Origin of the sequence: Shewanella sp. ECSMB14101, assembly GCF_000773485.1 — a bacterium.
Taxonomy (GTDB): domain Bacteria; phylum Pseudomonadota; class Gammaproteobacteria; order Enterobacterales; family Shewanellaceae; genus Shewanella; species Shewanella marisflavi.
In genome coordinates, this window is the sequence record NZ_JSFF01000023.1 from 52,964 (window position 1) to 67,484 (window position 14,521).

Genomic DNA, 14,521 nt, shown 5'->3' on the forward strand with positions numbered 1-14,521 from the left:
TCGCCGAAAATTGACCCGCAGATCCGCCCAAGACGTTATCCCGCCCGTAAGCCCTCTGCACCAAACTGTTGAACTAGGACCAAACCATGAACTTTGATGCTTGGGTAGCTATCGATCCCTTTAGCTGGCGCGAACTCGGCAGCGCCGTACTCTGCGGCCTCATCATAGGCCTGGAGCGCCAACTCAGGGGCAAACCCGTGGGTATACGCACCTCTTCTCTGATTGTGCTGGGTACCTATATCTTCATCACCGCCTCCATGACCGTCGCCACCTCGGTATCAGATCCCTCGCGCATCATAGGTCAGGTAGTGACAGGCATAGGTTTTCTCGGGGCAGGTGTCATGCTGGCGAAAGAGGGTGTCGTGGTAGGGGTCACCTCTGCCGCCGCCATCTGGGCCTTGGCCGCCATAGGTGTCTGTATTGCGGTGATCGATCCTTTTGTGGGGATCAAGCTATCGCTCCTGGTGGTCGCCATTCTCTACGGGGTCGATCTGCTGGAGGAATACTCCTCGCTCTTTACCCGCGGGGTACATACCAAATACCGTAACTGGCGTCGCAACGGCTATTAATCATTTAGGTGTGGTGCCTCGGCTCTTGCCAGGCACCACACCTGTACCTGAATATAGCGGCGCTCAAACAACTTGGTGATTTCACTGACCGTAGTGCCTGTGGTCACCACATCATCTATCAGGGCGATGCGCTGATAATCAAAATCTTCCATCAAGCTAAACGCGCCCGCTAAGTTACGCCGCCGCTGCTTGCCAGTTAAGCCAGCCTGAGGCTGAGTATCGCAGATCCGCGCTAGTGCATGGGGCAAGACAGGCAGTGACAGTGCCTGACCCAGCTCACTGGCAATCAAATAAGCCTGATTAAAACCCCGTTCACGCAAACGTTTAGGATGCAGAGGCACAGGCACTAACACCTGCGGCAGGGTTATTGCCTCTATCTCTACCAGTGCCTGTATTCGCTGCACTAAAGCATTCACCAAAGGCGTCAGGCCAGCCAGCTGCCCCTGATATTTTATAGCCGCCACCGCCTCACCCAGCCCATCATGATAACTGGCGGGGGCAACCACTTTAATTGGCAGGCTTTTCATGCAGGCACCGCAATAGCAGGTTTGCACGCTAATAAGCCGGCCACAGCCCAAGCAGCTTGGGGAAGCGTACAGGCCCGCGTGCAGGCAGGTTAAACAGATCCCACGCTGTGGCAAGACCACCCTTTGATGGCACATCATACAACGATTGGGTAGACTAGCCGCCAGCAGGCGTTTCAGCCTGGCGCCGAGCCAGTGCCAACGCGATAAATTCAGATGAGTTCTATCCATTTAACTTGTATCCGACCGTTAGAGGCATCTTTGTGAGTCAGCAATCCTTGCACATTGAAACTATAGGCCAAGGCCGTCCCATCGTCATGCTCCATGGTTGGGGGGTTAACAGCGCCGTCTTTAACCCCCTACACCACGCAATTGCCGATCACCAACTGATTTGCATCGACCTGCCGGGCTTCGGTGACAGCCCCGCCATCGGGGGTGAACTGGATACCTGGGTCGATCACATCATGGAGCAGGTACCTGAGCAGGCGATCTGGGCTGGCTGGTCCCTCGGCGGGCTTATCGCTACCCGTGCGGCTGTGCGCTATCCAGAGCGTATCAACGCACTACTCACCATAGCCTCCTCTCCCTGCTTTATGGCGCGTGATACCGAAGGCTGGCCAGGTATTCCGCCACAGATTCTGGGGCAATTTGGCGATCAGCTGGAGCAAGATCTCGGTAAGATGATCGAGCGATTCCTGGCCATACAAGCCATGGGTAGCGAAACCGCTAAACAGGATATCAAGCAGCTTAGGGATCTGGTAATGGCCAAACCGCTGCCGGATGCTAGCGCGCTGCGCGCTGGCTTGCAGATGCTCAAAGAGGTGGACCTCAGGCCGCAACTCGAAGAAATTCAACAGCCTTGGCTGAGAGTATGGGGGCGTTTAGATGGCTTGGTGTCTCGCCGGGTACAGCCGCTGATGCCGGTGAATACCGAGCTATATAAAGATCTTATCTTGCCCAAGGCTTCTCACGCGCCCTTCTTTTCCCATAAAGGCGAGTTTGTCGAAGGGGTAGAGACTTGGTTGCAGACGCTTAAAGAATAATCACTTTAATTCATAACACTTTTTGGTTATTATTTAGGCAACCGTCTAGGAGTTTTCTATGTTAGTGGTGACCAACTATCCGCAAGTGCCGATCGCGACGACCAACGCCGCGACCGATAGCGCACGGGTAGAAAGTCAGCAACGCCCGCCTATTATTCCTGCGCCTCAGATGGCCAAGAGCAACGAAGAGCGCCCCTTTAACCCGCAGAACGAGCGCGCTGCCGATCAGGCCAATGTACAAGCTAGGCTCAACGAAAAAGTTCAGGCCAAACAGCAGGGTCAGGGCCAACATCAGCAGGAAGGTCAGCAACAACAGCAACAGGCGAAACAAGGTGCGGGCATCATTCGGCCTTTGATCATGAAACCTGCGCTGGCCCGTCGTGACATACGCTTGCCACAGGCTGAATCACCACAGGAATCGCAGAAACCCAAGACTCGATTCGACAATCAGGCCACCAGCTTCTATCAGAGTGTGTCGGCCCATGTCGCCAACTTCTATCAAACCCAAACTCTCCCTAAGGGAGAGCCTGAGTTATCCACCTTTATTTAATCGATGCTACCTGCTGCTGCGGCGTTTGATATAGCTGCTGCTGATAAGCCATGCTCCCCCACAGCGCCCATGACAGGGCCATCTGCTTCATCTCATCGCTTTGAGGGCTATGGGTAAGCGTCTTGCTCTCAAAGTCATATACATAACCAGTAGGCTCACGCTCGGGTTGGAGGATCACCATATCATCGCCACGCAGATAGGCCATGTTCTTGTCATATTGCATCAGGGCTCTGCCAGGCCAGTTGTCATCCACCTGGGTCAGATCTCGCCCTAGCATAGGATAGCTGCCCGATATCCCCATTAACGATAAAAGCGTCGGCCCCAAATCTATCTGGCTCACCACTCGCTGGTCCATCTTAGGGGCAATATCATCCCCCAGAATGATCGCCGGGATCCTAAACTGCTCAACAGACACTAGCGATGCACCGCCGACACGGCTCTCATGGTCGGCCACCACCACAAACAGGGTATCTTTCCAGTAGCTGGACTGCTTAGCGAGTTTAAAGAACTCTCCCACCGCATAATCGGCATACTTGGCGGTGTTGTTGCGGGTCTGCTTGGGTTGCTCATAAAGCTCGATGCGGCCATCAGGGAACTCGAAAGGCTCATGGTTAGATGAACTAAACACTAAACTAAAGAAAGGCTTACCTTCTTTATGGAACTGTTCGAATTCATCATTGGCCCGCTTGAGCAGATCTTCATCCGACACACCCCAAGAAGCGACAAACGCAGGATCTTTATAATCCTTCTGGTCGACGATATCGCTAAAACCATTACCCAGGAAGAAGCTGCGCATGTTATCGAAATGACTCTCACCACCGTAAATAAACTGAGTCTGATAACCGTTCATCTTAAGCAGATCGGCGATGGTAAAGAAATCTGTCTGACTCTTACCCAATTTGACCACAGATCGCGCCGGTGTCGGTGTAAAACCTGTGGTCACCGCTTCGATACCTCTAACCGAGCGGGTACCTGTTGCATAGAGACGGTTAAAAGCCCACCCCTCCTTTGCCAAGGCGTCGATATTGGGCGTCAGGGGTAAGCCGCCAAGATAGCCGGTAAACCTCGCTCCCAGGCTCTCCTGCAATATGATCACTAAATTCTTCGGCTTACCTTGATAACTTGCCTGGTTATAGGTCACGCTGGGCAGAGACTCTGAGATAAAAGCGCTCAGCGGGCGACCGCTGTCTTTACGAATATTGTCGATGATCTGACTCTTATCCAGCTTGCCGTAAACCTCAGAGGCATTAGCTTCGGCCCCCATCTGCTTAATGGCAAACACCAAAGAATAGGAGGAGTTAACTACCAGAGAATTCACCAGAGGATCATCGGCAAAGGCAACCATGGCAGGGTTCAGTGGACGGTGACCCAGACTAGATCTCGCGCCCAGCAAGGTCACAGCGATCACTAGCAGCGCTATTATCGGACGCCATAACCAGCGAGGGGAAACTACATCTTTGAGTAAGCGCCCACTCAGGCGCCAGCCACCCCAAAGGCTAAGACTAGTGACCAGCAATCCGAGAAATATCTCCCCCTTACGGCTGGTCCACAACATGGAGAGCACCTCTTTGGGATAGATAAGGTACTCGATATAGAGACGGTTCGGCCTTAGGCCATATTCCTCAATAAATGAGGGAGTAGAAAGCTCTAGAAAAATCATCAACCACAGCCCCAGAGTCAGCCAGACTCGGAGCACAGACTTCCAGCCACGTCCCACAAGGTGATCGCCGGCAAAGAGTGTTGTCCCTAAGGCCGCGATACCCCAGAGCCAACACAGGGTGGCGAAATCCACTCTCAATCCCTGTAACAGAAGATGAGACCAGCCATCCACGGCTGCCACCCTATCGGCCTGCCATATACCTAAGCCGATACGGCTCAGTGTCGTGATGGCTAAGGCTATCAATCCAAAATAGATAATGGCGCCAAAGGGCCCCAAAGCTGACTTAACTTTAGTCATAAATTTTCCAAGTATTTTTATATAGTCGAATGCTTTCTGGCGAAGCACTTGTTTTCTTGCGCACGTCGAACGATAGTTTGACATAAAATTAACGCTTTGGTTCGGATTATGTTTCAAAGTGCGCACAATCAACGAAAATAGACAAGTCTGGCCATCATCTAGTAGAGCAGTCACAAGGTGAAAGTTTTGTCGAAGGGTGCCTGCACGAGCGGCTTGAGAGATAGGAAACACGAGAATATTGAAACAAAAAAAGCCAATCCCCCTAAAGGAATTGGCTTTTTCTTTATTTACTTATTGGCTATTTTTTTAATTTAGCAAAGGCATCGGCAAAGGCGTTACCCATGGCCGCGTTGGCGGGTGCCTTAGGCTGCTTAAATTGCCCCTTAGGCTGGCTCTTGCCTTGATGGCCTTTACCCTGACTTCCCTTACCCTGTGGCCCTTTAGCAGGCCCCTTGGCTCCCTGATGAGCACTTGCCTTTTCGCCGGGTTTCTCATCCAGACACATGGTCAGGCTGATACGCTTACGCTCAACGTCGACCTCCATCACCTTCACCTTGACCACATCACCCGCCTTCACCACGGTATGGGGATCGCTGACAAACTTGTCGGTAAGCGAGGAGATATGTACCAAACCATCTTGATGCACACCGATATCGACGAAGGCACCGAAGTTGGTCACATTGGTCACCACGCCCTCTAAGATCATCTCAAGCTTAAGATCTTTGATCTCCTCGACCCCTTCCTTAAACACGGCGGTCTTAAACTCGCCTCTAGGGTCACGGCCCGGCTTATCCAGCTCGCTGAGAATATCTTCTATGGTAGGCAAACCAAATTCTTCGGTCACAAACGCCTTAGCATCGATCTGCTTGAGCAGATCTTTGTTGCCGATCAGCGCATCGACCGCCTGTTGTTGCGCCTTGGCAATACGCTCAACCAGGGCGTAGGTCTCGGGGTGCACAGCACTGGCATCCAATGGGTTTTCTCCCTCTCGAATACGCAGGAAACCGGCGGCTTGCTCGAACGCCTTAGGACCGAGACGTGGCACCTTAAGCAGCTGTTTACGCGAGGTAAACTGACCATTCTGGTCGCGATACTCGACGATATTACGCGCTAGCGTCTTGTTTAAGCCCGCAACCTGGGTCAATAGTGGCATAGAAGCCATGTTGAGATCCACGCCAACACCGTTTACACAATCTTCCACCACGGCTTCGAGAGACTGGGACAGCTGACTCTGGCTCACATCGTGCTGATATTGTCCCACACCGATAGACTTAGGTTCGATCTTCACCAGCTCGGCCAAAGGATCCTGCAGACGACGGGCGATAGAGACGGCGCCACGAATCGATACATCCAGATCGGGAAACTCCTCCGCCGCCAACTCAGAGGCAGAATAGACAGAGGCACCCGCCTCGCTCACCATGATCTTGGTGAGTGTCGGCATCTCACTCTTCACCGCTGCAATCACCTCTCCCGCCAGCTTGTCAGTCTCGCGCGACGCCGTGCCATTGCCAATGGCGATCAGCTCAACCTTATGCATCTTAACCAGATTGGCCAAGGTGCGGATCGACTTCTCCCACTGGTTTTGCGGCGCATGAGGGAAGATGGTGGAGTGCGCCATCAGCTTACCCGTGTTGTTCACCACGGCCACCTTGACGCCGGTTCTCAGCCCTGGGTCTAACCCCAGTGTCGCCTTAGCACCGGCAGGGGCTGCCATCAGCAGATCGCCCAGGTTACGGGCGAAGACGTTAATCGCCTCGGTCTCGGCGCGTTCACGCAGCTTGGCAATAAATTCGGTTTCCATCTGCAAAGCGATCTTGATGCGCCAGGTCGACGTGACCACTAGCTTAAGCCACTGATCCACCGCTGAGTCACTGAGCTTTAGGTTAAAGTGATCGGCGATAATCACCTCGCAATAGCTGCCCTGCTTAGACTCGTTATCGGGATCGGCATTCATGCTCAGGCTCAAAATGCCCTCATTGCGACCACGCAGCATGGCCAGCGCACGATGCGACGGCACATTCATCAGCTTCTCGCTGTGTTCAAAATAGTCTCTGAACTTGGCGCCCTCTTTCTCCTTGCCCTTAAGCACACGGCTTTCGAGCACGGCGCTCTGGGTCAGATGCTGACGCACCTTCTGCAGCAGCTCGGCATCTTCGGCAAAACGCTCCATCAGGATGAAACGAGCGCCATCGAGCACAGCTTTTACGTCATCAAAACCCGCCTCGGCATTGAGGTACTCGCTCGCCAAGGCCTCAATATCCGCCTGACGATCGGCAAGTAAACGATCCACTAAAGGTTCCAGTCCCGCCTCGATGGCGATCTGCCCCTTGGTGCGACGCTTAGGCTTATAGGGAAGATAAAGGTCTTCCAGACGCGTCTTGCTGTCGGCTTGGTCGATAGCGGCCTGTAGCTCGCTGGTCAGTTTGCCCTGGGCCTGGATGCTGGAGAGGATCACCTGACGGCGATCGTTAAGTTCGCGCAGATAGCCTAGGCGACTATATAGCGTGCGCAGTTGGGTATCGTCTAAACCACCTGTGACCTCTTTACGATAACGCGCCACGAAAGGTACCGTCGCGCCGTCATCCAGTAGAGTGATAGTTGCCGTCACTTGCTGCTCACGAACATTGAGTTCCTGAGCGATGATTTGTGCAATATTTTGCATAGATTACATCGTGCCCAAATAGAGAGTTAATTGCCGCCAAAGATAACACAGGCACGGACTAAGTTGTACGCCCTATCTGTCGCAACCCCAGTTTTTGGCGAGTTAAATAGGCGACACATCTCTCAGTTTAGCCGCGTTGTTCGCACAACTCTTGCCAGCGTGAAATCGCCTCGACATCACCATTGCGATAGCCGATATAACAGTTGAGCTTCTGAGTGGTATCGCTCTGCGCCGCCTCTTCAATCGGTGCTGGCACTTCGATCAGGTGCAAGCCACCGCTGGCGACGCAACTACACAGGGTATCAACAAATTCACCAATGTACTGACACAGATGCCCCTTGCCGCCATAGGCCTGAATCAATAATTTAGGATCGAATCCCTCGTGATTACAGGCATAGATGGGGGCATCACCGGCCTTGCCCAGATGGAAGATGTTGTTGCGCATATAGACGACCACTAAGTTTGCGCCCTGCTTTTGCAGATTGATCAGCTCATTGGCCTGAAAGTTAAAACCACCATCGCCAGTGATCACCACCACGCTCTGATCGCTTCCCAGCTCGGCGAGTTGGTCTACTACGGCTCTGGCGTAAGGCAGGCTGGTGCCCATGGCGGCATACCAAGGATTGGCCAGATAGCTGCGACCAATATCGCTGCCAAGGGTGTCGAGTTCAAAGCTGGCAAACAGCGAGTTACCCACTTCTGGCACAAAGATGAAGGGGCGAGTCGCTGCCTGCTGCGCAGCATTAATTCCCGCCGCCAGAAGATGATAGCCAAGCTCTGCTTGCGGCGCTGGCTTCTCTGCCTCTATTGGGTTCAGGTTGACTTGCGTCTGCAATGCCAGCGGCTGCTCAATCAGCAGCGAGATCACCGCATCTACGTCAGTCTCCCACTGCGCTGTGCCCTTCAGCATCGTCTTGTTGCCGTGATTGTCTATGGCATAGGTCTGACTGCTAAAGGCATTGTTGGTGTCAGAAGGGAAAATCGCCGTGCCCAGCTCCAGCACATAATCGGCCTCTGACTCGATATACTGCTGCTGGGGCAAACGGCTAAACACGCCATTGTAGCTGCCTAAACAGAGCGGCTTTGACTCATCCAGCATTCCCTTACCAAACCAAGTGGTGGCATAGGGCAGATGGTGATGCTCGCAGAAGGTCAGAATCTTTTCCAGTAGCGCCGGGTTAAGCCTGAGCTTCTCACCGATGAATACCAAGGGGGCCTTAGCACGAGTCAGCTGAGTGCGGATCTGATTGGCGATCAGCTCGGCGCCACTCAAATTGAGCGCCTGCGGCCTTAACTCACTCGGGCAGCTAGGCAGGTTTAATGCCTGAGTCGGCTGATAGATGAGGTCGCGCGGCACCTCGATATACACGGGTTGACGGTTCACATAGGCATGAAGCAGCAGCTGCAAAAATTGCTCAGCCGCCACATTAGGCTGACCGCTATGACGCTGGCCTTGCAGACGCTCGGCGCGCACTCCCAACGCCTTGAAGGCGTTGAGCGCTGCATCGAGATCCGTATGCCAAGCCGTATGAGGATGCACACTATGATGCAGCGCCTGACTGTTGATCTCTGCCTCACCGGGCGCCCCCGAGATAAATACCACAGGCAGGCCTTCGGTGCGCGCTAAGGCGGCCGCCGAGGTGCAAGGCAAGCTACCCACCGTATAGGTGGTCATACAGACACCAAGTGGGTTTAACTCGGCCTGAGCACAGGCGCTAAAACCTGCGTGCATCTCATTGCTGGACGGCAATACCGCGACCTGCTTATCCAGCGCATTAATCAGATTAGCGACAAAGTCACCGCCAACACCATAGACACGCTTCACGGCAAAGAAGGCAAGCAGTTCGGCGATGCTATCGCCTAACAAGGGTAGATGGGCGGCGTAATCGGCGCCAAAATTAGATTCAATCGATACAGACACGGCAGGCTCTCGGTTATCCAAAACAGCCTGTAGCCTAGGAGGAGTCGCAATGCGACGCTTTGATCGAGATCATCAAGCCATCAGGGGCCAGGCAATGACAGATGATCTCCAGGGTGACAAGATTTCGTTACAACTAAGCTAAGAGCTAAATATTAAATATAATATCAATCAGTTAAAAAGTGGATGACCTGTTACCTCAGGCTTACATCCTACTTTGGCCGCTAGTCTTCAAAGGCCTTATATTGGATCTTGTTGACGTACCACTCTTTCTTACCGGCGGGCGTGTTAACCACCACTTCGTCATCCACCTGCTTACCAATAAGAGCTCTGGCCATGGGCGAGTCTATGGTGATATAGCCAAGCTTGGTATCCAGCTCATCCTTACCGACGATGCGATAGCGTACAATTTCGCCCGCCTCGTTTTCCAGCTCCACCCAGGCACCAAAGAACACCTTGCCCTCCTGCTGGGGGGAGTAGTCGACAATTTGCAGATCCTCCACCCGCTTCACCAGATAGCGCACACGGCTGTCTATTTGGCGCAGTAAACGCTTGTTGTAAGTGTAATCAGCATTCTCACTGCGATCGCCTTGAGCCGCCGCCTCCTGCACCTTCTTGGTGATCTCAGGGCGATACTCTTTCCACAAATACTTAAGCTCTCTATCGAGCGCTTGCCACCCTTCACGGGTGATCAACATGGCTTTCATCTTTCTCTCAATGCAACTCAATAAGGATACCCGGCAGTCTGCCTAAGGCATCGGCCTCTTTTCGGCTGATAATACCCATGGGGCCGACTGAAAAACAATAGCCAAGCTCGCAAGCAGGCCTTATGTGAGCCAAAGAACAGGGTTTCAATTTGGTTACAATTTCCCGAAACAGCTATAAGAATGAAATATTCACATTTAATATCAGCCAATTACAGCTAAAATTAGTCTAGCAAAGCGATTTTATCCAAAGGCCAAAGATCAAATCCCGCTAGGCTTTTAAATAGCAAAGCGGCTATATTAAGCAGGCACATAAGATTAATATTGAATATCAGCCAGTTGAGCGGTAAACCTCGAGCCGATCGCACTGAAATAAGGGATAGAGAGCATGGGACAAGAAACCTCTAAAATTCTCGTCGTCGATGATGATATGCGGCTTAGAGCCCTACTAGAGCGTTACCTGATGGAACAGGGTTATCAGGTCAGAAGTGCCGCCAATGCCGAGCAGATGGACAGGCTGCTGGAGCGGGAAAACTTCCATTTATTGGTGCTGGATCTTATGTTACCAGGTGAAGATGGCCTCTCTATCTGCCGTCGCCTGCGCCAGAACGGCAACACGATTCCAATCGTGATGCTCACCGCCAAAGGCGATGAGGTAGATCGCATCATAGGGCTGGAACTGGGCGCCGACGATTACCTGCCTAAACCTTTTAACCCCAGAGAACTCCTGGCTCGCATCAAGGCGGTCATGCGCCGTCAGGCGCCCGAGGTACCAGGCGCGCCGACACAGCAGGAAGAGGAGATCACCTTCGGTGAGTTCACCCTTAACCTGGCCACCCGCGAGATGTACCACGGTGAAGAGGCTATTTCACTCACCAGCGGCGAATTTGCCGTACTTAAGGTCTTAGTGAGTCACCCCAGAGAGCCACTGTCGCGGGATAAGCTGATGAATCTGGCCCGCGGCCGCGACTATTCGGCATTGGAACGCTCTATCGACGTACAGGTATCACGTCTTCGCCGACTGATCGAAAAAGATGCCGCCAACCCAAGGTATATCCAGACTGTCTGGGGCCTAGGTTATGTATTTGTGCCCGACGGTGCAGCGCGGCGTTAGCCTTGGCTAACCCTGCCGCCCATCGTCCCTCGCAATGAAATGGTTTAAACGTTTTCTGCCCCGCAGCGCCTTTAGTCAAACGGTGCTGCTGATCGGTTCCCTGTTGCTGGTTAACCAGCTGGTTTCCTACCTCTCGGTGGCTGTCTATTTTATTCAGCCCACCTACCAACAGATCAATCAGCTAATCGCCCGTCAGGTCAACCTGTTGTTTGTTGACGGCATAGATGTCGGCCGCGAACACCTCTCTATGGTCGACGCCCTCAATGCCAAGGTGCGCGACGATAGCATGGAGATCTACAACCTCAAACAGGCTCGCGAGGCCGGGGTAGAACGCGCCGCTTACTACAGCCTGTTATCGGCGCAGATGTCTGAGCATCTGGGCGGCAAGGCGGAAGTGCGCATCGCCCAGGGCAAGGAGTTTGAGATCTGGATCCGGCCGCCTCAGGCGCCCAGTGTCTGGATCAAGGTCCCCTTAACCGGCTTTAACGAGTTTGGCCTCTCGCCACTGACCCTCTATCTGATGGTGATCGGCGCCCTGAGTGTCGCCGGCGGTTGGTGGTTTGCCCGAAAACAAAACAAGCCGCTGAAACGCTTGCAGAAAGCAGCTATCTCAGTTTCCCGTGGAGACTATCCCGCGCCCCTGCCACTCACCGGTTCTACCGAGATCATCGAGGTAACCAACGCCTTCAACCGGATGTCACGCAGTATGCAGCAACTGGAGCAGGACAGAGCCTTACTGATGGCGGGGATCTCCCACGACCTGCGCACGCCACTGACCCGCATTCGTCTCGCCTCCGAGATGATGGTGGAAGAGGATGAATACCTTAAAGAGGGGATAGTGCACGATATCGAAGATATGGATGCCATCATCAATCAGTTTATCGCCTATATTCGTCAAGATCAGGAAGCCAATCGCGAACAGGTACAACTCAATGATCTGCTGCAAGATATTGCTCAAGCCGAGGCCAATCGTGATGCTGAAATCGTGCTGGCACTCAGTGACTGCCCCGAAATCCCCATGCAAGCGGTGGCAATCAAACGCATCATCAGCAACTTGGTGGAAAACGCCTTTCGCTATGGCAACGGCTGGGTAAAATTAAGCTCCACCTTCGACGGGCGCAGGGTCGGCTTCAGTGTTGAAGACAATGGCCCCGGCATTCCCAGCGAGCAGATCCCCAAGCTATTTCAGCCGTTTACTCAGGGAGATATCGCCCGAGGCAGTGTCGGCTCTGGGCTGGGGCTAGCGATCATCAAACGTATCGTCGATCGCCATCAGGGCAAGGTTGTCCTCACCAATCGACCCGAAGGCGGCCTGCACGCCCAGGTATGGTTACCGCTGGAGTAGTACTGACACCACTCGCTTGTCTGACTTCTCAGACCTGGTCACCAATGTCATCAATTTGCAATCTTTACGTCATATTCTGGCGCAAACTGTCATTGGCGCTTGATCATGAAAATTTCCACCCTCTCTCTCTGGGCTTCTGCCACTCTGTTATTGCTGGCCGCACTGCTGGCTGGTGTTGTCGTTTGGAGCAATCAGGAGCGCGCGCAGATAGAGCAGAAAAATCAGATGCTCGCCGAGCTGCAGCAGCAATTTCTGCTGGAGGTGCGCCGTCAACTGGAAAACTATCTGAGCACAGGCAACAGCCAGCAACTCAACAACGCCAGACAACAACTGCAGACTATCGCCGCCGGTCTCAACCAGCTCTCCCATGAAGAGGCCAGCCGACTGCAGCAATCTATCACCAAGTTTATTAACGACTTAGACAGTCAATACCGCGCCGCAGGCAAGCTGGCCGGTAATCCGCGTCAGCTGCTGGCCCATGCCGAGAGCGAGATGCTCTCCTACAATCAGCACCTGGCCGAATATGCCGACAAGGGACTAGTAGAACACCCCAAGCTCGCCAAGCAATACCTGCAACTGACCCAGAGCCTGCCGCCCCTGGTCTATCAGCTGTCACAACTGACCCAGGATTACCTGATAGGCAAAGATCAACGACTAAAACCTTTGCTGGCCACACAGATACAGGCGCTGACCGAGTGGCATGATCAACTGGCTAAGCTGCCACTAATAGGCTTGTATGAGACTATGGAGGCCGACGAGTTTGCCCTGGGCGACGATGAAGCCGAGCAGATAGAGATAGGTGAAAGCGACTACAGTGAACTCCTCTCCCTCAGTCAGCGCTATGGCAAAGAGGTGAGCAACACCCACCAGCTACTGACCGCCAATCAGGAGGCTCAAGAGGCGATGATGGCCGCTATCGTGCGCATCGAAGATGAACTGCTGAAGTTAGGTCAGGCCCAGCAAGCGCAAAACCTGCATCTCAAACAACAACTACAGACCCTGCTCTATGGCGTGGTATCTGTGCTGGCGCTGTTTGCCCTCATCTATCTGTTATTGCAGCAACGTCGAGTGGTGAAACCACTTAAGCACCTGAATCAGGCCTTCATGCGCCTGAGCGAGTCCAACAGTCGTGAACGCCTGACCATAGCGCGTCGCTGTGAGACGGGTCAGATAGCCGGTCACTTCAACCAGTTGCTGGACAGATTCGAGGCCGAAGATGCCGCACAAAGAGTTAAGATAGGCCAGATCTCCACCTCCTTGTCGCAGTTAGTACACCGCATTACCGAGCTGACTCAGGGGACCGAAACCACCCTGGGCATAGTCGATACGGCGCAGAACCAGACAGAGCAGGTGCGAGCCATCGCCCGCGAGGTGAGCGAGCTCTCCAGCCAGGTCGAGCAACATGCCCAGCAAACCCATAGCCAGATGCTTGCCAGCCAGCAGGAGGTTCAGGCCTTCATGAGCGCCGCCGATGAGACTCAGCAGGCGGTGAGCCATTGCCATCGTTCGCTGGATAGCTTGACCACCTCGGTCAACGATGTCTCCACTATTCTCGATGTGATCGGCAATATCGCCGAACAGACCAACCTGCTGGCCTTAAACGCCGCCATCGAGGCCGCCCGCGCCGGCGAACAGGGACGCGGCTTTGCTGTGGTGGCCGACGAGGTGCGTAGCCTGTCACAGCGTACTCAAGAATCACTACAGCAGGTCGTGACCATCCTGAGTCAGCTCACCGACGCCAACCAACAGCTCACCCTTAGCGTCGAGGGGATAGCGAGCACCAGCCAAAAACAGGCACAAGGCGCTCAGAAGCTATGGCAAGTCACTCAGACGGTACAGCAGCAATCCCAGGAGATGACAGAGACTGCCCAGCAGGGGGCTCGTTTCAGCGGCGATCAGGCCAACCATTTGGACAGCCTGTCTCAGGCGATGGAATCACTCAAACAACACGCCATGGCCTCCGCCAGCCAGAGTGAGGTGATTGCCGATGAAGTGGCGCAAGGCGTGGCCGACATTGAAGCCAGTCTCGGCATCAGCGAACAGCAGTCTCCACTGCAAAGCGCGGCCTAAATATTCAGCTTAGTCTACTGTAAAATATCGCCTTTTATGCTAATGTGCGTGCATCATAACGGATG

The 14,521-nt window shown here is 53.6% G+C and carries 11 protein-coding genes; 6 read left to right on the top strand and 5 right to left on the bottom strand.

Annotated features, from left to right (window positions below):
• The first annotated feature begins 86 nt into the window (after positions 1 to 86).
• On the top strand, positions 87 to 569 hold the full coding sequence (locus tag NY07_RS15625) for an MgtC/SapB family protein (RefSeq protein ID WP_033540290.1): 483 nt from the start codon (positions 87 to 89) through the stop codon (positions 567 to 569).
• On the opposite strand, the gene NY07_RS15630 is transcribed toward NY07_RS15625, so the two are convergent.
• Positions 566 to 1,324: a ComF family protein gene (locus NY07_RS15630; RefSeq protein WP_052125804.1), complete on the bottom strand. Its 759-nt coding sequence runs from the start codon at positions 1,322 to 1,324 to the stop codon at positions 566 to 568. The genes NY07_RS15625 and NY07_RS15630 overlap by 4 nt on opposite strands.
• 32 nt (positions 1,325 to 1,356) lie before the next feature.
• On the opposite strand from NY07_RS15630, the gene bioH reads away from it, so the two are divergent.
• Entirely contained in the window at positions 1,357 to 2,136 is a 780-nt protein-coding gene (bioH, locus tag NY07_RS15635) for a pimeloyl-ACP methyl ester esterase BioH (protein WP_033540291.1), read from the top strand.
• A 58-nt stretch (positions 2,137 to 2,194) separates the two neighbouring features.
• On the top strand, positions 2,195 to 2,686 hold the full coding sequence (locus NY07_RS15640; protein ID WP_033540292.1) for a hypothetical protein: 492 nt from the start codon (positions 2,195 to 2,197) through the stop codon (positions 2,684 to 2,686).
• Here the strand turns inward: NY07_RS15640 and NY07_RS15645 are convergent.
• The 4 genes from NY07_RS15645 to greB form a co-directional block, all read right to left on the bottom strand.
• The gene (locus NY07_RS15645; protein WP_033540293.1) at positions 2,679 to 4,643 is read right to left on the bottom strand and encodes an LTA synthase family protein; all 1,965 of its coding nucleotides are present in this window, start codon (positions 4,641 to 4,643) and stop codon (positions 2,679 to 2,681) included. The genes NY07_RS15640 and NY07_RS15645 overlap by 8 nt on opposite strands.
• A gap of 298 nt (positions 4,644 to 4,941) precedes the next feature.
• Positions 4,942 to 7,305 (bottom strand): Tex family protein, encoded by a 2,364-nt coding sequence (locus tag NY07_RS15650; protein WP_033540294.1) that lies wholly within the window; start codon positions 7,303 to 7,305, stop codon positions 4,942 to 4,944.
• Positions 7,306 to 7,432: 127 nt separating this feature from the next.
• A complete protein-coding gene (locus tag NY07_RS15655; protein ID WP_033540321.1) occupies positions 7,433 to 9,226 on the bottom strand; it encodes a thiamine pyrophosphate-binding protein in 1,794 nt (597 codons plus the stop codon).
• Positions 9,227 to 9,447: 221 nt separating this feature from the next.
• A complete protein-coding gene (gene greB / locus NY07_RS15660; RefSeq protein ID WP_033540295.1) occupies positions 9,448 to 9,930 on the bottom strand; it encodes a transcription elongation factor GreB in 483 nt (160 codons plus the stop codon).
• A gap of 385 nt (positions 9,931 to 10,315) precedes the next feature.
• On the opposite strand from greB, the gene ompR reads away from it, so the two are divergent.
• The 3 genes from ompR (at position 10,316) to NY07_RS15675 (ending at position 14,456) form a co-directional block, all read left to right on the top strand.
• A complete protein-coding gene (gene ompR, locus NY07_RS15665) occupies positions 10,316 to 11,041 on the top strand; it encodes an osmolarity response regulator transcription factor OmpR (protein WP_011867431.1) in 726 nt (241 codons plus the stop codon).
• A gap of 34 nt (positions 11,042 to 11,075) precedes the next feature.
• Positions 11,076 to 12,386 (top strand): two-component system sensor histidine kinase EnvZ, encoded by a 1,311-nt coding sequence (envZ, locus tag NY07_RS15670; protein ID WP_033540296.1) that lies wholly within the window; start codon positions 11,076 to 11,078, stop codon positions 12,384 to 12,386.
• Positions 12,387 to 12,491: 105 nt separating this feature from the next.
• On the top strand, positions 12,492 to 14,456 hold the full coding sequence (locus tag NY07_RS15675) for a methyl-accepting chemotaxis protein (protein ID WP_033540297.1): 1,965 nt from the start codon (positions 12,492 to 12,494) through the stop codon (positions 14,454 to 14,456).
• The last annotated feature ends 65 nt before the right edge of the window (positions 14,457 to 14,521 follow it).